This window comes from uncultured Holdemanella sp. (assembly GCF_958348295.1).
Taxonomy (GTDB): domain Bacteria; phylum Bacillota_I; class Bacilli_A; order Erysipelotrichales; family Erysipelotrichaceae; genus Holdemanella.
Map to the genome: position 1 here is coordinate 1 of NZ_CATVYQ010000037.1, position 23,188 is coordinate 23,188.

Annotated in this window: 20 protein-coding genes and 2 tRNA genes; 19 read left to right on the forward strand and 3 right to left on the reverse strand. The window is 34.5% G+C overall.

Annotated features, from left to right (window positions below):
- Nucleotides 1-124: 124 nt before the first annotated feature.
- From uvrA to Q3907_RS07495, 5 genes are all read left to right on the forward strand, one after another.
- Entirely contained in the window at nt 125-2,974 is a 2,850-nt protein-coding gene (gene uvrA / locus Q3907_RS07475) for an excinuclease ABC subunit UvrA (RefSeq protein ID WP_301897843.1), read from the forward strand.
- The gene (gene hprK / locus Q3907_RS07480; protein WP_301897844.1) at nt 2,952-3,914 is read left to right on the forward strand and encodes an HPr(Ser) kinase/phosphatase; all 963 of its coding nucleotides are present in this window, start codon (nt 2,952-2,954) and stop codon (nt 3,912-3,914) included. The genes uvrA and hprK overlap by 23 nt, the downstream gene beginning before the upstream one ends.
- A complete protein-coding gene (lgt, locus tag Q3907_RS07485; protein ID WP_301897845.1) occupies nt 3,892-5,349 on the forward strand; it encodes a prolipoprotein diacylglyceryl transferase in 1,458 nt (485 codons plus the stop codon). The genes hprK and lgt overlap by 23 nt, the downstream gene beginning before the upstream one ends.
- On the forward strand, nt 5,325-6,239 hold the full coding sequence (gene trxB / locus Q3907_RS07490) for a thioredoxin-disulfide reductase (protein WP_301897846.1): 915 nt from the start codon (nt 5,325-5,327) through the stop codon (nt 6,237-6,239). The genes lgt and trxB overlap by 25 nt, the downstream gene beginning before the upstream one ends.
- A 127-nt stretch (nt 6,240-6,366) precedes the next feature.
- On the forward strand, nt 6,367-6,858 hold the full coding sequence (locus Q3907_RS07495) for a PocR ligand-binding domain-containing protein (protein ID WP_301897847.1): 492 nt from the start codon (nt 6,367-6,369) through the stop codon (nt 6,856-6,858).
- Nucleotides 6,859-6,899: 41 nt separating this feature from the next.
- Here the strand turns inward: Q3907_RS07495 and Q3907_RS07500 are convergent, their stop codons facing one another.
- Nucleotides 6,900-8,147 carry a polysaccharide deacetylase family protein gene (locus Q3907_RS07500; RefSeq protein WP_301897848.1) on the reverse strand — a complete coding sequence of 416 codons (1,248 nt, stop codon included), beginning with the start codon at nt 8,145-8,147 and terminating at the stop codon, nt 6,900-6,902.
- A gap of 325 nt (nt 8,148-8,472) precedes the next feature.
- Between Q3907_RS07500 and Q3907_RS07505 the strand changes: the two genes are divergently transcribed.
- The 3 genes from Q3907_RS07505 (at nt 8,473) to Q3907_RS07515 (ending at nt 11,822) form a co-directional block, all read left to right on the forward strand.
- Nucleotides 8,473-8,796, forward strand: coding sequence for a cyclic-di-AMP receptor (locus tag Q3907_RS07505; protein ID WP_003865930.1), 324 nt, complete (start codon nt 8,473-8,475; stop codon nt 8,794-8,796).
- A 121-nt stretch (nt 8,797-8,917) separates the two neighbouring features.
- Nucleotides 8,918-10,150: a phosphoribosylamine--glycine ligase gene (purD, locus tag Q3907_RS07510; RefSeq protein ID WP_301897849.1), complete on the forward strand. Its 1,233-nt coding sequence runs from the start codon at nt 8,918-8,920 to the stop codon at nt 10,148-10,150.
- Nucleotide 10,151: 1 nt separating this feature from the next.
- Nucleotides 10,152-11,822: a formate--tetrahydrofolate ligase gene (locus tag Q3907_RS07515; protein ID WP_301897850.1), complete on the forward strand. Its 1,671-nt coding sequence runs from the start codon at nt 10,152-10,154 to the stop codon at nt 11,820-11,822.
- Between the two features lie 112 nt (nt 11,823-11,934).
- On the opposite strand, the gene Q3907_RS07520 is transcribed toward Q3907_RS07515, so the two are convergent.
- Together Q3907_RS07520 and Q3907_RS07525 are read right to left on the reverse strand one after the other, a co-directional pair.
- Nucleotides 11,935-12,657, reverse strand: coding sequence for a GntR family transcriptional regulator (locus Q3907_RS07520; protein WP_301897851.1), 723 nt, complete (start codon nt 12,655-12,657; stop codon nt 11,935-11,937).
- Between the two features lie 26 nt (nt 12,658-12,683).
- Entirely contained in the window at nt 12,684-13,427 is a 744-nt protein-coding gene (locus Q3907_RS07525) for a GntR family transcriptional regulator (RefSeq protein WP_301897852.1), read from the reverse strand.
- A 310-nt stretch (nt 13,428-13,737) separates the two neighbouring features.
- On the opposite strand from Q3907_RS07525, the gene Q3907_RS07530 reads away from it, so the two are divergent.
- The 11 genes from Q3907_RS07530 to Q3907_RS07580 all read left to right on the forward strand — a co-directional run bounded on the left by Q3907_RS07530 (nt 13,738) and on the right by Q3907_RS07580 (nt 23,086).
- A complete protein-coding gene (locus tag Q3907_RS07530; protein ID WP_301897853.1) occupies nt 13,738-15,579 on the forward strand; it encodes an IS1634 family transposase in 1,842 nt (613 codons plus the stop codon).
- A gap of 255 nt (nt 15,580-15,834) precedes the next feature.
- A complete protein-coding gene (locus Q3907_RS07535) occupies nt 15,835-16,851 on the forward strand; it encodes an SIS domain-containing protein (RefSeq protein WP_217293447.1) in 1,017 nt (338 codons plus the stop codon).
- Between the two features lie 29 nt (nt 16,852-16,880).
- Nucleotides 16,881-17,303: a PTS sugar transporter subunit IIA gene (locus tag Q3907_RS07540; RefSeq protein ID WP_301897854.1), complete on the forward strand. Its 423-nt coding sequence runs from the start codon at nt 16,881-16,883 to the stop codon at nt 17,301-17,303.
- The gene (locus Q3907_RS07545; protein ID WP_301897855.1) at nt 17,303-17,773 is read left to right on the forward strand and encodes a PTS sugar transporter subunit IIB; all 471 of its coding nucleotides are present in this window, start codon (nt 17,303-17,305) and stop codon (nt 17,771-17,773) included. The genes Q3907_RS07540 and Q3907_RS07545 overlap by 1 nt, the downstream gene beginning before the upstream one ends.
- A 31-nt stretch (nt 17,774-17,804) precedes the next feature.
- A complete protein-coding gene (locus tag Q3907_RS07550; protein WP_301897856.1) occupies nt 17,805-18,554 on the forward strand; it encodes a PTS sugar transporter subunit IIC in 750 nt (249 codons plus the stop codon).
- Nucleotides 18,554-19,399 carry a PTS system mannose/fructose/sorbose family transporter subunit IID gene (locus tag Q3907_RS07555; RefSeq protein ID WP_117910082.1) on the forward strand — a complete coding sequence of 282 codons (846 nt, stop codon included), beginning with the start codon at nt 18,554-18,556 and terminating at the stop codon, nt 19,397-19,399. The genes Q3907_RS07550 and Q3907_RS07555 overlap by 1 nt, the downstream gene beginning before the upstream one ends.
- Nucleotides 19,386-20,048: an HAD family hydrolase gene (locus Q3907_RS07560; RefSeq protein ID WP_301897857.1), complete on the forward strand. Its 663-nt coding sequence runs from the start codon at nt 19,386-19,388 to the stop codon at nt 20,046-20,048. Before Q3907_RS07555 ends, Q3907_RS07560 begins: the two co-directional genes overlap by 14 nt.
- 70 nt (nt 20,049-20,118) lie before the next feature.
- On the forward strand, nt 20,119-21,303 hold the full coding sequence (locus tag Q3907_RS07565; RefSeq protein WP_301897858.1) for an ethanolamine utilization protein EutH: 1,185 nt from the start codon (nt 20,119-20,121) through the stop codon (nt 21,301-21,303).
- Nucleotides 21,304-21,612: 309 nt separating this feature from the next.
- Nucleotides 21,613-22,857 (forward strand): peptidase T, encoded by a 1,245-nt coding sequence (gene pepT, locus Q3907_RS07570; protein ID WP_301897859.1) that lies wholly within the window; start codon nt 21,613-21,615, stop codon nt 22,855-22,857.
- A 57-nt stretch (nt 22,858-22,914) separates the two neighbouring features.
- A tRNA-Leu gene (locus tag Q3907_RS07575) sits at nt 22,915-23,000 on the forward strand.
- A 10-nt stretch (nt 23,001-23,010) separates the two neighbouring features.
- Nucleotides 23,011-23,086, forward strand: a tRNA-Thr gene (locus Q3907_RS07580).
- Nucleotides 23,087-23,188: the final 102 nt, after the last annotated feature.

Genomic DNA, 23,188 nt, shown 5'->3' on the forward strand with positions numbered 1-23,188 from the left:
AGTTGGGCTTGCCCCTGCGAAGATAGCTAGCTGCCGGGTCCTTTTTTTTTGCCTTCTCTTGCGTATTATTTCATAAATAATGATTAAATGTTTATGGTATAATAATGTGCATAGGAGGTTTATTATGGACCAAAAGTATATAACAATACAAGGCGCTCGTGAAAACAACCTTAAAAATATAAGTTTAAAAATACCTAAAGATAAATTAGTCATTATGACCGGCGTATCTGGAAGTGGAAAAACTTCCTTAGCTTTTGACACAATATATGCCGAAGGACAACGTCGATATATGGAATCTCTATCTGCTTATGCCAGACAATTTCTTGGTAATAGTGAAAAACCTGATGTTGATCAAATTGATGGCCTTTCACCAGCCATCGCTATAGATCAAAAAACAACATCAAACAATCCACGATCTACTGTAGGAACGGTAACCGAAATTTATGATTATTTACGTTTATTATATGCACGTATAGGTGTACCTTATTGTCCTGATCACCATATTCCAATTACTGGTAATACAATTAAGGAAATGATTGATAAAATCATGGAATTACCTGATAAAACAAGATGTACTATTTTAAGTCCTGTAATTCAAGGAAAGAAAGGTACACATAAAGATTTAATTGATAATCTAATGAAAGAAGGATATATTCGTGTTCGTGTTGACGGCGAAATCAAATATCTTGAAGAGCTCGAACCATTAGATAAGAATAAAAAACACACTATTGATGTTGTAGTGGATCGTATTGTAAAGAGTGAAGATCGTTCACGTTTTCATGATTCATTAGAAACGGCATTAAAATTAAGTGATGGTTTAGCCATCTTATTAACGAAAGAATCTGAAACCTTATTTTCAAGCAATTATGCATGTAAAATTTGTGGTTTTTCTGTGCCTAAATTAGAACCAAAATTATTTTCATTTAATGCACCATTTGGAGCTTGTCCAGAATGTAAAGGACTTGGTATTACACAGAAAGTAGATCTATCTTTATTAATTCCAGATGATACAAAATCAATTGCCCAAGGTGGAATTCACTATTATAAAAATATTGTGAATACAGAGAATCTTGAATGGCAAAGAATTCATGCATTAATTAAATATTATGAAATTGATATGGATACACCAATCAAGGATCTACCTAAAAAGAAACTTAACTATTTATTATATGGTTCAGATGTACCAATCGCATATCAGTTGAATTCTCGTTCTGGAACGGTTTCGACAAAGCTTGAATATATTGAAGGTGTTTGTCCTATGATTGAAAGAAGATATATGGAAACAACTTCAACCATGTCACGAGAATGGTATGGATCATTCTTGACCGATGCACTATGTCCAAAATGTCATGGTGCACGTTTAAATAAGCAGGCATTATCTGTGCTTGTGGGTGGAAAAAACATCTACGAATGGACAAAAATGAGTATTCGTGAAGCCATTCAGTTTATGGATGAATTAGAACTAACACCAACGCAAGCTAAGATTGCAGAATTGGTTGTAAAAGAAATAAAAAATCGTCTTTCATTCTTAAATCATGTCGGTCTAAGTTATTTGACACTAGATCGTTTGGCATCAACATTATCAGGAGGAGAGGCACAGCGTATTCGTTTGGCAACTCAAATTGGTTCACGTTTAACTGGCGTTATGTATGTTTTAGATGAACCTAGTATTGGATTACATCAAAGAGATAATGATCGTTTAATTGGTGCATTAAAAGATATGCGTGATTTAGGCAATACTTTGATTGTCGTAGAACACGATGAAGATACAATGCGAGCCAGTGATTATATTGTAGATGTAGGTCCTGGAGCTGGCGTTCATGGAGGACAAATCGTTGCAGCTGGAACACCTGAAGAAATTATGCAGAATAAAAATTCGATTACAGGGGCTTATTTAAGTGGACGCAAAAGAATTGAAGTACCTATGACACGTCGTAAGGGTAATGGTAAGAAGCTAAAGGTTGTAAAAGCTTGCCAGAACAATTTAAAAAATGTAAATGTAACGATTAAGTTAGGAACATTTACGGTTGTGACTGGGGTTTCTGGAAGTGGAAAATCTTCATTAGTTACAGAAGTTTTAACACATGGTTTACAACATGCGCTAGGACGCTTAAGAATTAAACCGGGAGTATGTAAAGAAATTCAAGGAATTGAAAATATTGATAAAATTGTAGAGATTGGCCAAGACCCAATTGGAAGGACACCACGTTCAAATCCAGCTACTTATACAGGGGTATTTGATGATATTCGTGACTTGTTTGCGCAGACAAAAGAAGCAAAAATGCTCGGATATGATAAAGGACGTTTTTCATTCAATGTGAAGGGTGGACGATGTGAAGCATGTCAAGGTGATGGAATCTTGCGTATTTCAATGCATTTTTTACCAGATGTTTATGTACCTTGTGATCAATGTGGTGGAAAACGTTATAATGAAGAAACATTACAAGTTCATTATAAAGGTAAAACAATTGCGGATGTATTGGATATGACGGTTGAAGAGGCATTGGAATTCTTTAGCAATGTTTCAAAAATCAAACATAAATTACAAACTCTAAATGATGTAGGACTTTCTTATATAAAATTAGGTCAAAGCGCTACAACTTTATCAGGTGGTGAGGCACAACGTGTTAAATTGGCTAGTGAACTACAGAAGAAAGCAACAGGCAAGACTTTATTTGTGCTTGATGAACCTACAACAGGATTACATAGTGATGATGTAAAAAAATTGATTGAAGTTTTACAACGTTTGGTCGAACATGGAGATACAGTATTAGTTATTGAACATAACTTAGATGTAATCAAATGTGCGGATCAAATTATAGATATGGGACCTGAAGGTGGAGAAGGTGGAGGTACTGTCATTTGTACGGGAACACCGGAAAAGATTGCAGAATGTAAAGAAAGCTATACAGGCCAATATTTAAAACCATTATTAGAAAAAGGAGGAGACCATGGAAAAAGTAATTGTTCGTGATTTAGCAAAAAAATTCATGTGGACTATTGTGACAGGAGATTCAAATTCGTTAAATCGCCCTTTGGTTCTAGCTGATACCAATCGACCGGGATTAGAATTAGCCGGCTATTTTCCAGATACCCAAACAAAAAGACTCGTAGTGCTTGGGGATAAAGAAATCGGTTATATTGAAGAACAAATGGATGAAATTTCACAACGTCGTTCCTTTGAATTTTTAACAGGAGATAATACGCCATGTATTGTGATTGCGCATGGTCATGAATGTCCACCTGTTTTAAAAGAGATTGCCGAGCGCAAAAACTTCCCTATATTTAAAACAGAACATCAAACTTCCCACGCAATCGTAAGTATTACGAACTACTTAGATGAATGTCTTGCAGAATCTGTAGTTATTCACGGAGAACTTGTACGAGTATTTGGTGTAGGAGTATTAATTACAGGCAGAAGTGGAATGGGAAAAAGCGAAATTGCGTTGGAATTAATTAAACGTGGACACCAATTAGTAGGTGATGATCGTATTGATTGTTACAAAATACATGATGAATTGATAGGAAGAACGACACCAATGCTTGAAGGTTTTATGGAACTTAGAGGTGTGGGAATTATCAATGTCTCTCGCATGTATGGAGTAGGAGCTGTTGCCCATGAAACTCAAATTGAATTTCAAATCGATTTAGAACCATTCAATGATTCTTATGAATATGATCGTGTTGGAATTGAAGAAAAGGAATATAATGAAATTCTAGGAATCAAAATTTTAAAGATGACAATTCCAGTTTCACAAGGACGACCAATGTCATCTGTTATTGAAACAGCCGTAACAAACTTCTTATTGTTGAAAGATGGCTTAGATTCAGCTAAAGAATTTGAAGAGCGAGTACTATCGCAAATATCCGAAAACAAGAAGGAGGAATTTGATGCATCTGTTTCCGAACACTAAAATTTTTGTTTCTTTTGGATCTTTTGAAATTGCATGGTATGCCGTTTTAATTTTAACAGGAGCATTGTGTGCCTATTTATTATGCCAAAAATCAATGAAAAAATGGGGATATGCGCCCGAGGTTTTAGACGATTATGTCGTTCCTATGTTATTTATAGGAATTTTGGGAGCAAGAACTTGGTATGTGATTTTTGAATGGAGTTATTATTCTCAACATATAAATGAAATTGTTGCCATCTGGAATGGCGGATTAGCTATCCATGGAGGATTGATTGCAGGTTTTATATTCAGTTTATTCTTTTTTAAAAAACGCAATATTTCATTTTTAAGAATGTTTGATTTAATCATGCCAACCGTTTTACTTGCACAAGCATTTGGGCGTTGGGGCAATTTTATGAATCAAGAAGCCTATGGTGGAATCGTATCCGAAAGTTTCTTTGCGCATTATCCAGCATTTATTAAAAATCAAATGTTTATTGATGGAGCATACCGTATGCCTACATTTTTATTCGAGAGTGTATGTAATCTATTAGGATTCTTGTTTATTACATTTATTTTCCGTAAATATTGGTATAAAAGACGCGGTGACTGCGGATTTATGTACATGGTTTGGTATGGCATTACACGTTTTGTGATTGAAGGAATGCGTACAGACTCATTAATGGTATTTGGATTACGTACAGCGCAACTAGTATCTTTAGCTTTAATGGTTGTTGGTTGTCTTGGCTTAATAGGTGTATTTCATAAAACATTTCATTGGAAGAAAAAGCCTGTTGTGTTATTTGATTTAGATGGAACATTGATTGATTCACAACAATTGGTTTTTGAAACATTTAGAAGAGTATTTAAAGAACTTAAACCAGATTATGAATTGTCAAATGAAGAATTGTATACATTTTTTGGACCCACACTTGAAGTTACTTTTTCAAAGTATTTTCCAAAAGATCAAGTTCAAAGTATTATTGATCGTTATCAAGCTATCAATAAATCGCTTCATAAAGACTTATTAAAAGAAATCCCTCATGCCAAAGAGATGCTTGAAGGATTAAAAAAGGAAAATATACAATGTGCTGTTGTTTCAAACAAACGTATTGAAGTGGTAAAAAGAGGATTAAAACAATCAGGATTAGACATGTATTTTGATGTTGTGTTGGGAAAAGAAAATTTACCAGAACCTAAACCAAGTGCATCTGGCTTGATTGAAGCATGTAACTTATTACATACTAGTCATGATGACTGTATCTATGTTGGTGATAATGTTGCGGATATTTTAGCCGCAAAAAATATGGCTGCTTATTCTGTAGGATTTAGCATAGATTCAAAACAACGTGAAGCCTTAGAAAAAGCAAAGCCATGTAAAGTTATTGATGATTTAATGCAGTTAGTGACATTATGTAAGGAGGATCACATATGGAGCGACAATACGATTTGGTGATAATTGGTGCAGGTCCAGCAGGATTGAGTGCAGCATTATATGGTTCAAGAGCAGGACTTAAAACATTGATTTTAGAAAATGGGGCGCCAGGAGGAAAGTTGATTAAGACAAATAAAATCAGTAATTATCCAGGCGTTAAAGAAATTGAAGGAACGCAACTTGCGATGGATATGTTTGAACAGGCTACCTCTTTTCAAGCAGAATATGCGTATGGTGAAGTTAATAAAATTGATGAAAATAAAAATGTATATCTAAGTGATGGAAATATAGTACGTGGGGAAGCCGTAATTCTTGCGACAGGAACAAAAGAAAGATTGTTGGATATTCCTGGTGAAAAAGAAAATCTTGGTCATGGAATTTCTTTTTGCGCAGTTTGTGACGGTGCGTTTTTTAGAGATAAAGATGTTGTTGTTATCGGTGGAGGAAATTCAGCATTAGAAGAATCTATTTATTTAGCAGGACTTGCGCGAAGTGTTACTATTGTGATTCGTAGAGACATTTTTAGAGCAGAAGAGCATATTCAAAAGCAAATTGAAGAGAATGCGAAAATTCATGTTATTAAGAAGCATATTCCTGTTCAAATTCTTAGTTTAGAAGGAAAAGTATCGGGTATTGAACTTGAAAATGTGGATACTCATGAAAAACAAGTTGTTGAATGTTCAGGTATCTTCCCTTATGTTGGACAAGATCCTAATACGGATTGTGTACAAGATTTAGGCATATTAAATGAGCGTGGCTATGTTGTAGTAGATGCGAATTGTCAAACAAAAATACCTGGTATTTATGCAGCAGGAGATGTCATTGATAAAGATTTAAGGCAGGTTGTTACAGCATGTAATGATGGTGCCATTGCAGCACAGCATGCATTTCATAAAATAAAAGATAATTAATACAACCAGATGAAAACATCTGGTTTTAAAATGCTCAAAATATAACTGAAAAGGCTTACAAATTCCTTGAAATCGATCACCGAAAGTGATTTAATTAAGGTGAGAAAAGGATTTGAGGTGTTATATTATGTTGCCTAAAGAAGCAATCAAAAAGGTAATGGATGCGTATTACCATATTACTGGATTAAGATGCTATTTTGTGCAAGACGAAACAGAAATTAGCAGTGCGAAGGAGAAAAACTTTTTTTGTAAATGTTTAAAAACAAGTTCATCTGCATTACGCCAATGTGATGAATGTACATTTGAAAATTATACAGGAGCTTTAAAATCGAATGAACCACAAAAGTATGCTTGTCATGCAGGTCTTATTAAATGGAGTGTTCCCGTATCTCTTGCAGGTGTAAAAGGTGTAATTGTATCAGAAGGTGTTATCACAAAACAGCAAGGTTTAGAAGCTGAAGACTGGGTTAACCATTTAGCTGAAACATATAATGTTTCTAGACCAATTTTATTGCATAATTATACAAAAGTTGTTGTGATGAACGAACAACAGGTAGAAGAAAGTATTGAATTGATGCAAGATTTATTAAAATACTATAAAGCAGTAATCGAAGGGTAATTCCTTCGATTTTTTCATAAAAAAAGCCAGCATTTGCTGACTTAGTTATTGACTCCATGATGGAATTCAGGAGTATCATCTGAAATAGCTTTAAAGGCATATCCTCGGCTTTTATAGTTTTCAATAATAGCTGGTAAAGCTTCAACCGTTGTTGTTTTAGGAGACGAATCATGGAATAAAAGCATAATTTGATCATAATCACAATTTGTCGAGCTATTGATGATATCTTGCGTTGGAACTGTAGCTGCAGCTGCATCTGAACTAGTACAATTCCAATCAAAATATTCATAGCCTTTTTCATGAACCATACTAGTAAGTGCGGTCATGATTCCCTGAGAATATTTCATTGAAACCTTGTTGCTTGATCCGCCAGGGAAACGAATATATTTAGGTGCTTTACCTGTGATTTGTTTAACCATATCACTAACTTTTTGTAAATCTTCGAAATAAGCAGTAGTTGAAGAATAGACTGTTGCATAGTCATGTGTATATGTATGAAGTGCAATTGTGTTTCCTTGTTTAGCTGCTTTTTTTATTGAACTATTATAATCTGGATTATTTCCAGTTACAAAGAATGTAGCTTTTATTTTATATTTTTTTAAGATTTTTAATATCTTATCTGTATTTTCACTAGGCCCATCATCGAATGTTAGATATATTACTTTGCGAGGGTGTTCTACAATAACTTTTATTGTAGCTTTCGCTTTATTTCCTGAACGGTCCGTTGCAGTAACAAATAATTTGTACGTACCTTCTTTTTTGATATTTACTTTTGAAGCATCTATTTTAACTTTTGGATTTGAATCTAAATTATCAGTTACTTGAATAGATTTCTTATAATTTGGTTCTGAATTTGCATGAACAGTGATGCTTTTTTTATTTATAACAGGCTTTTTGGTGTCTTTAGCCAATGTTAATTCAGCCTCTTTTGATGTACTATTACCATATTCATCTTTTGCGATAATGACTACAGTTTGTTTTTTAGCTTTCGTAGGTTTATTTTTAAAAGATAAAGAAACCTTGGAATCATCCTTAACACTTTCAACAAATAATTCTGGTTTTATGGTTTGCTTCATATCTGTTTTATAGGATTTAACTTTTAATTCTGGTGCCAGAGCATCCTTTACGGATACTTTGCATGTTTTTTTGTAGTCCCCTATTTGATAAGTGATTGTGTAATCACCAATTTTTTCCGTATTGATATCTCCAGAAATTTTTACCTTTGAATCCGAATGGAAAAAGACTTGTTGGATATTTGTCTTTGGATCGTATTTTTGATTTAATTCCACTGTTGGATTTGAAGAATATAGCAAAATAGGATTTTTAAATGCAAAACATAGTAGAAAAATAATACATATAAATAAAAATATGATTAATTTATTGCCAAATGTAATTCTTCTTCTTTTTTTAGTCATTGTATGACCTCAAAAGATGTTGCACTGTCTTTTTTACATATAAAAAATAATATTCCCTTAACATATTTATCCCCTTTTAAAATCTATATCTATTATACATGAAATATATAGAAATGTTATAAAGATTCTGATTCTTTTTGGGTGTTGTAGTTATGCATAAATTTTTATATAATAACTTTAGAAAGGTGGGGGAAGCACTATGAAACTTATCCTAGCAATTTTATCAAATGATGATAGTCCAGTGGCAAGCAATGCACTAAATAAGAATGGTTTTTCTGTTACTAAATTAGCAACAACTGGTGGTTTCCTTCGCGCAGGCAATACAACGTTGATTATTGGTTGTGAAGACGAAAAAGTAGAAGCAGCTATTGATATCATCAAGGAATATTCAAGTAAGCGAACGGAAATTGTACCTAGTACAGCTAGTTATGATATTGGGCGTTACGCAAGTTTTCCTGTGGAAGTTACTGTTGGTGGAGCCACAATTTTCGTGTTAGATGTAGCACAATTCTTAAAAGTTTAATAAATAGAGGGTGGAAAGTATATTTCTACCCTTTTTCTGTTAAAAAATTTGTGAATAAAGACCCATAATGGTCTTTTTTCTGTTATGATGGAAAGGTAAAGAAAAAGGAGATTAAAACGCAATGAAAATACTAGTTATCGGTAAGGGCGGACGTGAACACGCACTTGCGTATGCATGTAAACGTTCAGCTTTATGTGATGAGTTGATTTGTGCTCCAGGAAATCCTGGAATGGCAAAAATTGGAGAATGTGTCAATGTAAAAGACAACGATGTAGATGGTCTTGTTACTTTGGCAAAAGAAAGAAATGTAGATTTAACCATCGTAGGTCCTGAGGCAACTTTAGCTCTAGGTGTTGTAGATGCGTTTAAAAAGGAAGGTCTAAAGATTTTTGGGCCCGATAAAAAGGCGACTCAAGTCGAATCAAGTAAGGATTTTGCCAAAAAGATCATGGCAAAATATAATATTCCAACGGCAGCTTATAAAACATTCTATGATTTAGAATCTGCATGGGCATACGTACAAGAACAAGGGGCTCCTATTGTTATTAAGGAAGATGGCTTAAAAGCTGGAAAAGGTGTTACAGTAGCTTCTACATTAGAACAGGCTAAAGAAGCATTAGATATTGCCTTTGCGATTGAAAATAATTCAGTAGTTATTGAAGAATGCTTGTTTGGATTTGAATTTTCTTTAATTTGTTTAGTGCATAACGAAACAGTTGTACCTTTAGAAGTAGCTCAAGATCACAAGTGTGTATTTGATGGAGATAAAGGACCAAATACAGGTGGTATGGGATCTTATAGTCCAGTTAAAAAGATTACTTCTGAAATAATTGATGAGGCAATGAATGAGATTATGAAACCAATGGCAAGTGCTATGGTTAAAGAGGGTGTTCCATTCACTGGATTCTTATATGGTGGATTGATGTTGACAGAAAAAGGCATCAAAACCATTGAATTTAATGCACGTTTTGGAGATCCAGAAGCCGAAGTTATTTTGCCTCGTTTAGAAAGTGATTTTGTACAAGCTATTTTAGATTTAATGGACAATAGACCAGTTGAATTAAAATGGACAGATAAAGTTAGTCATGGTGTTGTTTTAGCAAGTACAAACTATCCTGCAAGCTCTACAAAAGGATCTTTGATTACAGGTGTAGATGATGTAGATGGTTTAGTTTTCCACATGGGAACAAAAATGACAGATGAAGGATTAGTCACAGATGGAGGACGTGTATTAATGGTCGTTACTTTAGAGGATGACTTACAGACTGCATTTGATCATACATATAAAGAATTAGAAAAAATTCACTGCAAAGATTTATTTCATAGAAACGATATTGGAAAGAAGGATATGTAAAATGGCTAAAACAGATTTAGAAATTGCACAAGAATGCGTCATGGAACCGATTGAAAAGGTTGCCGCAAAAATTGGGATTCCTGCTGATAGTTTGGAACACTATGGAAAATATAAAGCTAAATTGTCCTTTGACTATTTAAAATCTATTGAAAATAATCCTCATGGAAAATTAGTATTAGTCACAGCAATTAACCCTACTAAGGCTGGAGAAGGAAAGAGTACGACAACAGTTGGTTTAGGGGATGCCTTAAATCGTTTAGGTAAGAAAACGATGATGGCTTTACGTGAACCAAGTTTAGGTCCAGTATTTGGATTAAAAGGTGGAGCTACAGGTGGTGGCTATGCCCAAGTTGTACCAATGGAAGATATCAACCTTCACTTTACGGGAGATATGCATGCGATTACGACAGCCAATAACTTAGTTAGTGCATGCTTAGATAATGTGATTCATCAGGGAAATGAATTGAATATTGATCCTGAAAAAGTAACATTCAAACGTTGTTTAGATATGAATGATCGTACTTTGCGTAATATTACAATTGGCTGTGGTGCAAAAGCCAATGGAGTTGAACGTAAAGATGGATTTAATATTACTGTCGCAAGTGAAATCATGGCAGCTTTATGTTTGGCAGATGATTTAATGGATTTAAAGAAAAGATTTGGAAAAATGCTTGTGGCATATACTTATGATGATAAGCCTGTATATGTACATGATCTAGGTATTGAAGGTGCATTGGCTATGGTTATGAAGGATGCTGTATTGCCTAATGTTGTTCAAACACTTGAACACAATCCAGTATTGATTCATGGTGGTCCATTTGCGAATATTGCGCATGGATGTAACTCTGTCATTGCCACAAAGGCATGTCTAGAACTTGCAGATTATACAGTTACAGAAGCTGGATTTGGTGCGGATTTAGGAGCTGAAAAATTCTTGGATATCAAGTGTCGATTGGCTGATCTTAAACCGAATGCGGTTGTGATTGTTGCGACAATTCGTGCCTTAAAACAACATGGCGGAATTGCCTTAGAAGATCTAAAAGAAGAAAATGTAGAAGCAATGCTTGCAGGATGTGAAAACTTAGCTAAACATATTGATACTGTACAACAATTTGGTTTACCATACATTGTTGCAATCAATGAATTTGCGACAGATACACCGGCTGAAGTAGCTGCATTAGAAAAATGGTGTGAAGATAATAACCACCCAATGTCATTATCACAAGTATGGGCTAAAGGTGGCGAAGGTGCTATTGATTTAGCGAATAAAGTAGTTGCGTTATGTGATCAAGAAAATAACTATGCTCCATTATATGATTTGGATAAGACAATTGAAGAAAAAGTGGAAACCATTGCCAAGAAAGTATATGGTGCAGATGGTGTTGACTTTACAGAAGAGGCACAAGCACAAATTGCGAAATTCAATGAATTAGGATGGGATAAATTACCAATCTGTATGGCTAAAACACAAATGTCATTATCAGATGATGGTAAAGTAATGGGTCGTCCTACAGGATTTAGAATTACAGTTCGTGAATTACGCCCAAGTTTAGGTGCAGGCTTCATTGTTGCATTAACAGGTAAAGTATTAACAATGCCAGGACTTCCAAAACATCCAAGTGCATTAGACATGGATGTGGATGAAGACGGTAAAATCGTAGGATTATTCTAATGGCAAAGGCTGGATGAAAATTCCAGTCTTTTTTTGTTTCCATAAAAAAAGAGTCCAGAACTTGTCCAGACTTTTATCTTATGGGAGCATATCACACAGTGATCTCTCTTTTTTAATTTGGTGAATGAATATTTCCAATCAGGTTTAACCGAGTTCCAACACATACAGAAACTGTGCAGGCAATAGGAATATCATCTTCAGATATAAAGTTTGTTACAAGAAGTAAAGTGTCTTCTTCAGATAATTGTAAAAGCTCAGTTAAGGTTTGCTTTGTAATTAAAGATAAAGAATCAAGAGCCTCATTTTCATAAATTCGTATGAAAAAAGATTGTACTAAGGTTGGTGGGATTTCTTTCATCTGAAACAAACTAGGGTAAATGGTATTATATTCATTTTTTATTGCATCACAAGAAAAAGCGATGATTGTTTCATCAACACTTTCAAGAGAAGACGAAATAGTAATATTATAATCATTTGTTATACATAAAAAATTATGAATAATATTGCTCATAATTGTTGGTAAGAAATTTTGAGCTTCGGCTTTATAAGAATGGTCTTTTAACAGACTATCTGCTTCGGGAAAACTGAAATAACACAATGTCCGATTTATTTTTTTGGGACAAACAAAATAACCTTTTCCACGATGACTATAGATAATTCCCTTGTCGATCAGTTTCTGCAAACCATTACGAAGTGTAATTCGGTTTACATTTAACGATGTGGAAAGTTCTCTTTCAGTTGGAAGTTTGTCATGTGGTTTTAATTGATGTTCATTGATATATTGCAAAACAAATTCTTCAATTTCATCTGTTAGAAGCTGATAAATCTTAGGCATAATTGTTGTAAATCCTCTCTAAAAAATTATATAACAACCTGTGCATTTACTTGATAAATACCGTTTTTGAAAATGCCATCCGTATAATATTTGCTGAATTCAGGCCGTACAAGAACTTCCGTATATTCGACAACCTGGTTATCAATCAGCGAGGATGTAATATCAACGTAAATAACAGAAGTATCATTTTCCAAATTAAGAAAACGTGCGTCCGTGTTATGAACTTTTGTTGTAGAAAAAGCATGGCTAATATCATGAATCTTTATATTATTGGTTCGAAAAAGATCATACAAAGAGTAAATCTGAAAATCAATATTTTCAATATCAGGGATACTGTCATGTAAAATATAAGTATTTTCAATAGATATAGGTTGTTCATTTCCGAGACGAAGTCGAAGCACCTGAAAAATCTCCGTATCTTCTGATACATTGAAAATCTTTGAAAATTTGTAACCGGCTTTTCGAGTCCTTGTATTTAAAATTTTACTGGAAGAGTCATAGCCGAATTTCTTTAGCAACTCACTCATACCTTTAAAATGCTTGAAAGAATCATCAATATCTTTTAGCATAATGTAAGTTCCCTTTCCATGATATTTTTTTAAAATACCTTCAGTACACAGCTGTTCAATTGCTGAGCGAACTACGGAACGGCTTACATCAAAAGATTTTGCTAATTCACGCTCAGAAGGAAGAGCAAGACCAAAAACATATTCATTGCTGTTGATTTTTTCTCGTATAATTTCTGCAAGTTGTTGGTATGAAAGATCCATAGTTATATCTCCTAAAATAACAGAATTACTAGACACGGTGTAGCACAAAAAGTAAAAAATAAGGTTTTCTGAGCTTATTATACCAAACAAAAATAGAAAAAGAAACCTAAAAAGCGAAATTTGTATAACAAAAAATAAAAGTGGTTGACATAACAAAAAATAGTGTGGTATATTTGGGGGCTTAACACTTGCTCATAGCTAAAATAGCCAAATGTCGTTTATGTACGGCTTTTTTTTCGTCAAATTTTTATTTTTTACTGTTGTATGTGTTGTAATTGTGATATGATAGTTGTAAAGGATGGCTGCTTCTATGAAACTGTATTATGATAAAAGACTTAAAGATCCTACTTACTATATTCAGCAGGGATTTAGAAATGGTAAAAAAACGACAACCAAAAATATCAAAAGATTAGGTAAACATTCCGAACTTCTTCTTATAACGGATGATCCTTTGGAATACGCTAAAAACGAAGTAAAAAAAATGAATGAGGAATATCGTTCTGGCAGATCTGAATTCGTTGTTACTATGGACTTTAATGAAAGAATCCCTTCTACTGATTCTCCTTGTTCGAATTCTACTAGTTTGAACATTGGATATCTGTATCTTAAGGATATCTATGCCAAATTGAATCTGTCTGATTTTTTTAAATCCGTTTCTTCTGACCGAAAGATCACCTACGACTGTAATAAAATCTGTCAGTTTCTTACCTATGCAAGGATTCTGGATCCTGCCAGTAAATATGGAACATACGATAAACTTGATACATACTATGAAAAACCTCAGGTTGAATACCAACATATGATTCGTTTCTTGGATATTCTAGACAGAAACAGTGACCAATATTTAAAACATCTTTTTGACAATTCCGAAAACATCGTTAAACGAGATACTTCAGTTATGTACTATGACTGTACAAACTATTTCTTTGAAACAGAAAAGCCTGATGAGGAGATTGTTGACGAAGTTACTGGAGAAATTATCCTTGGACTTCGTCAGTTCGGAATCAGTAAGGAAAACAAGACATCTCCTATTGTTGAAATGGGGCTTATCATGGATAGCCGTGGAATCCCTATTTCTATGTGTATTCATCCAGGAAACACAAATGAACAGCTTACTGCCGTTCCACTTGAAAAAGAAGTTATAAAAATTACCGGAAACAAAAAGTTCATATATTGTGCGGATGCAGGACTTGGATCCTACAATATCCGTAAATTCAATGATATGGGTGGTAGAGCTTATATCGTTACACAGTCAGTAAAAAAACTTGGGCAAGAGATCAAAGATATCGTATTCAATGATTCAAACTACCGTCTATTGTCAAATGACGATGCGATCACATTGAAAGAAATGCGAACATTTAATAAAAAAGACGCAAACAATCTAAGTCTATACAATGATTTTGCCTATAAAGTGATTCCCGCCAACACGGCCATGGATACAGGACTTTATGAAGAAAAAGTGTACAAGAACGGTCGAACAAAAAAAGTAAAAGCCAAAGGAACATTACATCAATATATCATTGTCACTTTCTCTAGAAAGATGATGGAATACCAAAGGACTATCCGCGAAAGACAGCTTGAACGTGCTAAAAAGTTATTAAGACTTAAAGATCCTGAAAAGATAAAAAAAGGACCCAACGATATACGTCGATTCCTTAAGAATACATCATCTGATACAGCTAATTATGTGTTGGATATGGATAAAATCCATGAAGAAGAAAAATACGATGGATTCTATGCCGTCGCAACAAACCTTGACGATTCAGCCAAAGACATCCTAGCAGTAGCTCAAAATAGATACAAAATCGAAGACTGTTTTAGAATCATGAAGACTAATTTCGATGCAAGACCAGTATTCTTGAGAAAGCCAGAAAGAATTCGTGCACATTTCTTGATCTGCTACACTGCACTACTTATATACAGGCTTATGGAGTGCAAGTTGGATGACAACTTAACTCATGTAACAACATCAAACCTAATAAAAACATTACGAAATATGAATGTAGTAAATATGGATGACATGTACTACAAATCCATCTATAGTGGAAGTCAGGCATTAGATGCATTAGAAAGATGTTTCGAGCTACAACTAAACAGAAAGTACTATAGACCAAGTGATTTAAACAAAATAGTAAAAAAATTTTCAAAATAGAAATCACATACAACATTTCAAAAAACGAAAGTGCTAGATTAAACCTTGAATAAAGGCTTTCTAGCACTTTTTACTTTTTCAACTGTCAAACTCGGGATAGAAAAAGAAACCTAAAAAGCAAAATTTGTATAATAAAAAATAAAAGTGGTTGACACAGCAAAAATAGCGTGGTATACTCAAAGTGCGAAGTGGTTGCAGCACTAAGCTATGCGCATAAAGTTAAAATTATTATTTCGATTATGGAGGAATCAGAACATGTACGGATATGAAGACAAAACTTACAATGAAGTATTAACTCAGGCAGTAAACAATATTGAAGAAATCAATCAGGCAGTAGATGCTATTTGTGAGAAGGGATATAAGAACCTTTATCTTGTGGGAACTGGTGGAACTTATGCGATGGCAAGCCCATTATCTTATCTCATTAAGACAAATTCAACAATTCCTTGGTATTATGAAATTGCAGCAGAACTAGTTACAGCCAAACCAAAACAACTCACAAAAGATTCTGTTGTAATTACAGCATCTCTTTCAGGAACAACAGTAGAGACAATCAATGCAGCAAAATATGCAAAAGAAGTTGGTGCAACAGTAATCGTTCTTGTAGGTGAAAAGGAATGCCCACTTACTGAGTATGCAGATTATGTGTTTGAAAACAGAACAGCATCCAATGATGATCTTGTTGAAGAAATTTATATTCAGTATTTTGCACTGGGTGCAAGATTCATGAAAAACAACGGAGAATTTCCAGAGTATGAAAAGTTTATTGATGCTCTGAAACAGATGCCGGAAGTACTTCAGAAAGTAAGAGAAGATAATGACGAGCGTGCTCTTGCATTTGCAGAGAAACATAAAGATACAAAATTCCATATGTGTGTAGGAGCTGGAAACACATGGGGAGAAACATATTGCTTCGCAATGTGCGTACTTGAAGAGATGCAGTGGATCGCAACAAAATCTATCCATGCAGCAGAGTTCTTCCATGGAACAGTGGAAATGACTGAAAAAGATATGAGCTTTATGCTTTTCAAAGGTGAAGATGAGACAAGACCATTACTTGATCGTGTTGAAAAATTTGTAAGAAAATATTCAGATGTAGTTCAGGTATGGGATACAAAGGATTATGAACTTAAAGGAGTTGATCCAAGCGTAAGAGGACTTGTTTCACCACTTGTTATGGCTGCACAGCTTGAAAGAGTTAGCGCACATTTTGAGCATGTAAGAAATCATAGTCTGGAAATCAGAAGATATTACAGAACAGTAAAGTACTAAAATTAAGATGAGATTAGGAAGTGAATAGTATGAGGAAATTATTAGTAGCAACTCATGAAAGATTTGCATCAGGGATTATGGAGACATTAAAATTAATCATGGGTGAAAATGAAGATATTTCAGAAATTAGTGCATATGTTGAACCAGGGTTTGATATGCAGAAAGAAGCAGAAAAGAAAATTCATGAATTGGATGAAGAAGATGAACTGATTATTGTTGCAGATATTATGGGTGGAAGCGTCGCTAATGTGTTTTCCTCATACATTCAATCTGAGAAGGTACATATTATAACAGGGTTGAATCTTCCTTTACTGATCAGTCTGGCACAGGATTTGAATTCAGATGTTTCAACAGATGAATTGATAAAAAATGCAATTCAGATGGGAAGAGAAGGAATTGTAGATCTGAATAAAATGATTGAAGAAAATAGCGATATAGAGGAGGATTTCTAATGATTAAATTATTAAGAGTAGATGAGAGATTGATACATGGACAAGTTGCTTTTGCATGGACAAATTCATTGAAAGCAGATTGTATTCTGATAGTAAATGATGCAGTGGCAGCAGATAAACTCCGTAGCACTTCATTGAAAATGGCTGCTCCGGCGGGCGTGAAGTTTGTTGTAAAAACACTGAAAGATGCGATTACGTTGTTGAATGGAACAAAGACGGATAAATATAAGCTGTTTCTGATTGTTGATAATACATCAGATGCGTTAGAACTAGTGAAAAATGTAAAAGATGTTGATCACGTTAATCTTGGTAATATGAAACTGACAAGTGAAAGAACAATGATCACTCCGTCTCTTGCAGTATCTGAAAAAGAGAAAGAACAGATTCATGAGATGGTTGCGGCAGGTGCAGAAGTTGAATGTAGAGCTGTTCCTACAGATAAAAAAGTCATGGCAGAAAGTTTAATCTAAACCGTTATAGTAGTTAGAAGGAGGAAATATCATGTTAATACCGGCAATTCTTGTGTCTATTGTCGCTCTTCTTGCAGCAATGGATGAGCAGTTGTTTGGAGCATCTATGATGGCTAGACCGTTGTTTACAGGTCCAATTGTAGGTCTGATTATGGGAGATCTTCAAACAGGTGTAATTATTGGAGCAACATTGGAATCAATGTTTATGGGATCTATTATGGTTGGAAGTGCTGTTCCACCGGAAGTATATGCTTCTAGTATTTTAAGTATTGCAATTGCAATTCAGACAGGAGCAGGAACAGGAGCAGCTGTAGCACTTGCATTACCACTGTCTGTATTCCTGCAGCTGTGGAGAAACTTCTGTTACGCGATTCCTGGAAGTTGGGCAGGAAAACAGATTGAAAGAGCACTTGATGAGAGAAATCTGAAAAAAGCAAACCTGTTACATTTAACAGTAGTGCCACTGTCAATTGGAATCCCTTCAGCACTTTTGGTTTTCATCGCGTTATTCTTCGGTGCTGATGGAATTAATAGTGTACTGAATATGATTCCTAAGGTGGTACTGAATGGATTTAATGTTGCAGCAGGAGTACTTTCTTGTGTAGGACTTGCGCTTTTGATTAAAATTATGTCTAACAATAAAATACTTCCATACCTTTTCCTTGGATTTGTAGCAGTTATGTACCTTGGAATGGATGTGATTGGTGTTGCAGTTGTAGGATTATGTATCGCATTTCTTGTAGTAAATAATATGCAATTTGAAGAGGAGGATGATTTCTAATGGAAGAAAATAAAAGAACAGAATTAGACAAAATAAATGAAAAAAAGGAAATCATGACTCCTAAGGATTATAGAAGTATTTTCTGGAGATCATTTACGATTCAGGGATCATGGTCTTTTGATAAAATGATGGCGTATGGATATATGTATGCAATTGAAAAGCCATTGCGTAAAATATATCCAAATGATGATGATTTTTATGCAGCGTTGAAAAGACATACAGAAACATTCAATGTAACTCCACATGTTTCTCCATTCCTTATGACACTTGGTGTGGCAATGGAAGAAGAAAATGCAAAATCAGATACTTTTGATACATCTTCTATTAATAATGTAAAGGTTGGTCTGATGGGACCTATGTCTGGAATAGGAGATTCCTTCTTTTGGGGAACATTTAGAGTAATTGCCGCAGGAATTGGAATTGGGCTTGCAAAAAGCGGAAACATTCTTGGCGCAGTGATTTACTTCCTGTTATATACAGCAATTCATTTTATTACGAAAATTCTTGGTGGAAAGTATGGATATAAGATGGGAACAAAATTCCTTGAGAATTCAGAAGAAAATCATTTGATGGACAAGCTTTCCATGGGGGCATCCATTCTTGGTATGACAGTAATAGGTGCAATGATAGGAACGATGGTCTCGTTACAAACAACCCTAAGTTTTACATTGGCAGGAACTGAAACAACATTACAATCAATTTTCGATCAGATTTTCCCGGGAATTCTTCCGTTAGGAGCCACATTCCTTTGTGTAGCCCTGTTCAATAAAAATGTTAAGACAATTTATATTATACTTGGCATATTTGTCTTATGCATTTTAGGATGTGCAATTGGAATCTTCTAAAGTAATTGTTATTTTTGATGTAGATGGCACAATCAATAAGACAGAAGTATATGCAGTAAAGGCATATAGAAAAGCCTTGGAAGAAGTAGGAAAAACTGGGTTTTCGGATAAAGAATTTATAGAACGGATCGGGGCTCCATTTGAGCAGGATGTAAGATATTTCTTTGGAGAGAATCAATCTGAAAAAGTGGAGATATTCAAAACATTAATTCAGAAATATTGGATTGATGGAATGAAAGAGTCAGCAAAAACATTTGAAGGAATCCATCAAATGTTAGAAGAGTTAAAAGAAAAAGGATATAAGTTGGCAATCTGTTCTAATGCATCAAAATGGGAGTTAGATGTTATTTTAAGAAAATTAGAAGTAAATGATTATTTTGATGTGATCCAGGGGGTTACAGAAAAAAATAACAAAAAGTATAGTCTGGAAGAACTATTACTGAGAGAAAAGCCAGAACTTGCAGTTATGGTAGGTGATCGAAGTTATGATAAAGAGGCTGCCAGATATAATCAGATTCCATTTGTTGGTTGTAAGTATGGATACGGAAAACCAGAAGAATTAAGTGATTGTAAATATAGTGTCGAGACGGTATTAGAGCTGTCGAGAATAATTGATGAAATTATTTCAGCGAGGGGAGGAGCGGATTAGTCCGAACCTCCTTTTTTAAATGGTAAAATGTGAAGAAGAAACCTTATAAAGTGTTGCAGAGGAGACAAATATGAGTGAATTTATAGAAAGTATACAGATGTGGATAAATAATTTGTCTGTGAACTCGATAATTATTTTCATAATGATGATCTTTATGCTTATCGGAGCAGTTGATAGAATCCAAGGAAACCGATGGGGATATGGACAACAATTCGAGGAAGGATTTCATGCAATAGGACCGATGATGCTGGCAATGGCAGGGGTAATTGCGGCGGCACCAGTCTTAGCAATAGTGCTAAAACCAATTGTTGTACCTATATATCAGCTGATAGGAGCTGATGCATCTATGTTTGCGGGAACCTTACTTGCAAGTGATACAGGGGGATATCCTTTGGCAATGGAACTTGCAGGGAATAATGCGGTAGGAAACTTCTCAGGGTTATTAGTAGCAAATATGTTAGGAGCAACGTTAGTTTTTACTTTGCCAGTAGGAATGTCCTTGATGAAAGAAAAAGATTATCCTTATCTTGGTGCAGGTGTTTTGGCAGGAATAATAACAATACCTATCGGATGTTTGGTCGGAGGAATTGTAATGAATTTTATGTCTTATAAGATGAGTCTTTTATCGATCATTAGGAATATGCTTCCAGTAATTTTGATGGCAGCGCTGATTGTAATTGGTCTTTGGGTCTGGCCAGAAAAAATGCTGAAAAGATTTCAAAAATTTGGAACAGGTTTGAAGATATTAATTACAATTTTTATAGCAATTGCAGTGTTTGAATATCAAACAGGAATTCATTTTCCCCTGTTTCGGGTTATGGTAGAAGAAGATTCTAACGGTACAATCCCGCTTGAAAATTCTTTTTTAATTTGTGGACAGATCGGAACTATTTTAATAGGTGCTTTTCCAATGGTGAAATGGATGACAAAAACATTTGGTAGTATTTTATCAAAAGTAGGAAAAACATTTGGAATGAATGAAGTAGGCTCAGCAGGGTTAATAGCAACTTTGGCAAACAATATAGCAATGTTTAATATGATTGGTGATATGAATGAAAAGTCAAAAATCATAAATATTGCATTTGCTGTTTCGGCATCATTTACGTTTGGAGATCACCTTGCTTTTGCAGCAGGAGTTAATCCAAAGATGATTGTCCCTGTGATCGTTGGAAAACTTACAGCAGGATGTACCGCTTTTTTACTAGCTTCGGCTTTGACATCTAAGTTACTTGTAAAAATTCAAATAAAAAAGTGAAAAAAGAAGTGCTAGTTATGATTATGGAAAGGGTAACCAAAATCATTTAGGGTTTTAGCGCAATCATTTGGGGCCTAGTTTGGGGTCTGTAAATATTCGTTAAATATTCAAATTCAAAAGAGATGTAAATCTGTATGTTGGTACATGCAGAAATGCATCTTTTTTTAGTTGTGTTTTTCTTGCTATGATTATTTGATTATGGTTATATTTTTTGAGTTATTTCTTTTTGTTGTATGGTCCTCGTAGGTACTTTTTTTCTTTTCATCTGCATTGAAAAAGAATAAAATATACAAAAAAAGGAGAATCCTTATGACAGAATTTTATGAACAAGTAAAAGAGAGATTGATGCGTTACGCAAGAATCAATACAGAATCCAATCCACATAGTACAAGTGTTCCAACAACATCTTGTCAGCATGATTTAGCTAGTGCCATCTATGAAGAACTTCAAAAAATTGGGGCTACTAATGTATATTATGATAAAGATACATGTGTAGTATATGGATCTTTAGAAGCGAATGTAAAAACGGGTAGAGCTATTGGTTTTGTGACACATATGGATACAGCTCCAGATGCGAGTGGTAAAGATGTAAAGCCTTGGGTACTAGAAAATTATGATGGAAATGACATTGTTTTAAACAAAGAAAAAGATATTGTGATGTCGCCTAAAGTATTTCCAAATCTGAAACAATATATTGGTCAGGATTTGGTTTTAACCGATGGTACAACACTACTTGGAGGTGATGACAAGGCTAGTATTGCAGCTGTTATGACACTGTTGGAATATTTAGTGAAACATCCAGAAATTAAACATAACTTTATTTCTGTAGCTTTTACACCAGATGAAGAAGTAAGTGGACTCGCAAAAGATTTGGATTTAAAACGCTTTAAATCACCCATCGCATATACTTTAGACGGAGATCATTTGGGCTATTATATGGATGAAACCTTTAATGCGAGTCTTTCAACGATTGAAATCCATGGTATTTCAGTACATACAGCTACCGCAAAGGGCATTATGAAAAATGCGGTGGATATTGGAAATGAATTCTTAAATAAGCTACCAGCATTAGAAAGACCACAATATACTCAAGGTAGAGAAGGATTCTACCATATAGTTAGTTTTAATGGGGATTGTGAGTATGCCAAGATTGAAATCAATGTTCGTGATCATGATAGCTTGCAGTTTGATATTCGAAATGACACATTAAAAGTAATTGTGGATATGTTGAATAAAGAATATGGCCAAGGTACAGTGGATATTACGCAAAGAATTCAATATCGCAATTTAAAAGAAGTGATTGATCAAGTGCCTTTCATGATTCCTTATTTGAAACAAGCCATCGAAAGTGTAGGTCTTGTTCCTCAAACAGAACCATTTAGAGGAGGAACCGATGGGTCTGCTTTATCTCATAGAGGGCTTCCATGTCCTAACTTATCAGCGGGATATGAAAATGCGCATGGACGTTTTGAGTATGTTCCCATTCAGTCTATGGAAAAGAATGTGGAAATCTTATTGAATCTAATTGATATATATTCGAAGTGTGACTGTTAAAAAGGTCACATTTTCTTGTTGCGCATAGTTTGTTTTTTTAGTATAATACACTCAGTCGCAGAGATGGTGAAATGGCAGACACGCTGTCTTCAGGCGGCAGTGCGAGAGATCGCGTGAGGGTTCAAATCCCTTTCTCTGCACCACATTAATTATGCCGACTTAGCTCAATTGGTAGAGCAACTGACTTGTAATCAGTAGGTTGTGGGTTCAATTCCTATAGTCGGCACCACTTAAACAATATACAGCCTTAATGGCTGTTTTTTATTTTTCTTCTTGTTGTATAATACATTAGAAAATTAATACATCAATGTTGATAAAAAACACCAATCGA

Excerpts from the sequence above, each read along its gene's own strand:
- Q3907_RS07540 (WP_301897854.1), top strand. The coding sequence starts at position 16,881 with ATGAGGAAATTATTAGTAGCAACTCATGAAAGATTTGCATCAGGGATT.
- Q3907_RS07530 (WP_301897853.1), top strand. The coding sequence starts at position 13,738 with ATGAAACTGTATTATGATAAAAGACTTAAAGATCCTACTTACTATATT.
- Q3907_RS07505 (WP_003865930.1), top strand. The coding sequence starts at position 8,473 with ATGAAACTTATCCTAGCAATTTTATCAAATGATGATAGTCCAGTGGCA.
- trxB (WP_301897846.1), top strand. The coding sequence starts at position 5,325 with ATGGAGCGACAATACGATTTGGTGATAATTGGTGCAGGTCCAGCAGGA.
- Q3907_RS07565 (WP_301897858.1), top strand. The coding sequence starts at position 20,119 with ATGAGTGAATTTATAGAAAGTATACAGATGTGGATAAATAATTTGTCT.
- Q3907_RS07525 (WP_301897852.1), bottom strand. The coding sequence starts at position 13,427 with ATGGATCTTTCATACCAACAACTTGCAGAAATTATACGAGAAAAAATC.
- Q3907_RS07550 (WP_301897856.1), top strand. The coding sequence starts at position 17,805 with ATGTTAATACCGGCAATTCTTGTGTCTATTGTCGCTCTTCTTGCAGCA.
- purD (WP_301897849.1), top strand. The coding sequence starts at position 8,918 with ATGAAAATACTAGTTATCGGTAAGGGCGGACGTGAACACGCACTTGCG.
- lgt (WP_301897845.1), top strand. The coding sequence starts at position 3,892 with ATGCATCTGTTTCCGAACACTAAAATTTTTGTTTCTTTTGGATCTTTT.
- Q3907_RS07495 (WP_301897847.1), top strand. The coding sequence starts at position 6,367 with ATGTTGCCTAAAGAAGCAATCAAAAAGGTAATGGATGCGTATTACCAT.
- Q3907_RS07515 (WP_301897850.1), top strand. The coding sequence starts at position 10,152 with ATGGCTAAAACAGATTTAGAAATTGCACAAGAATGCGTCATGGAACCG.
- Q3907_RS07555 (WP_117910082.1), top strand. The coding sequence starts at position 18,554 with ATGGAAGAAAATAAAAGAACAGAATTAGACAAAATAAATGAAAAAAAG.
- Q3907_RS07520 (WP_301897851.1), bottom strand. The coding sequence starts at position 12,657 with ATGCCTAAGATTTATCAGCTTCTAACAGATGAAATTGAAGAATTTGTT.
- hprK (WP_301897844.1), top strand. The coding sequence starts at position 2,952 with ATGGAAAAAGTAATTGTTCGTGATTTAGCAAAAAAATTCATGTGGACT.
- uvrA (WP_301897843.1), top strand. The coding sequence starts at position 125 with ATGGACCAAAAGTATATAACAATACAAGGCGCTCGTGAAAACAACCTT.
- pepT (WP_301897859.1), top strand. The coding sequence starts at position 21,613 with ATGACAGAATTTTATGAACAAGTAAAAGAGAGATTGATGCGTTACGCA.
- Q3907_RS07545 (WP_301897855.1), top strand. The coding sequence starts at position 17,303 with ATGATTAAATTATTAAGAGTAGATGAGAGATTGATACATGGACAAGTT.
- Q3907_RS07535 (WP_217293447.1), top strand. The coding sequence starts at position 15,835 with ATGTACGGATATGAAGACAAAACTTACAATGAAGTATTAACTCAGGCA.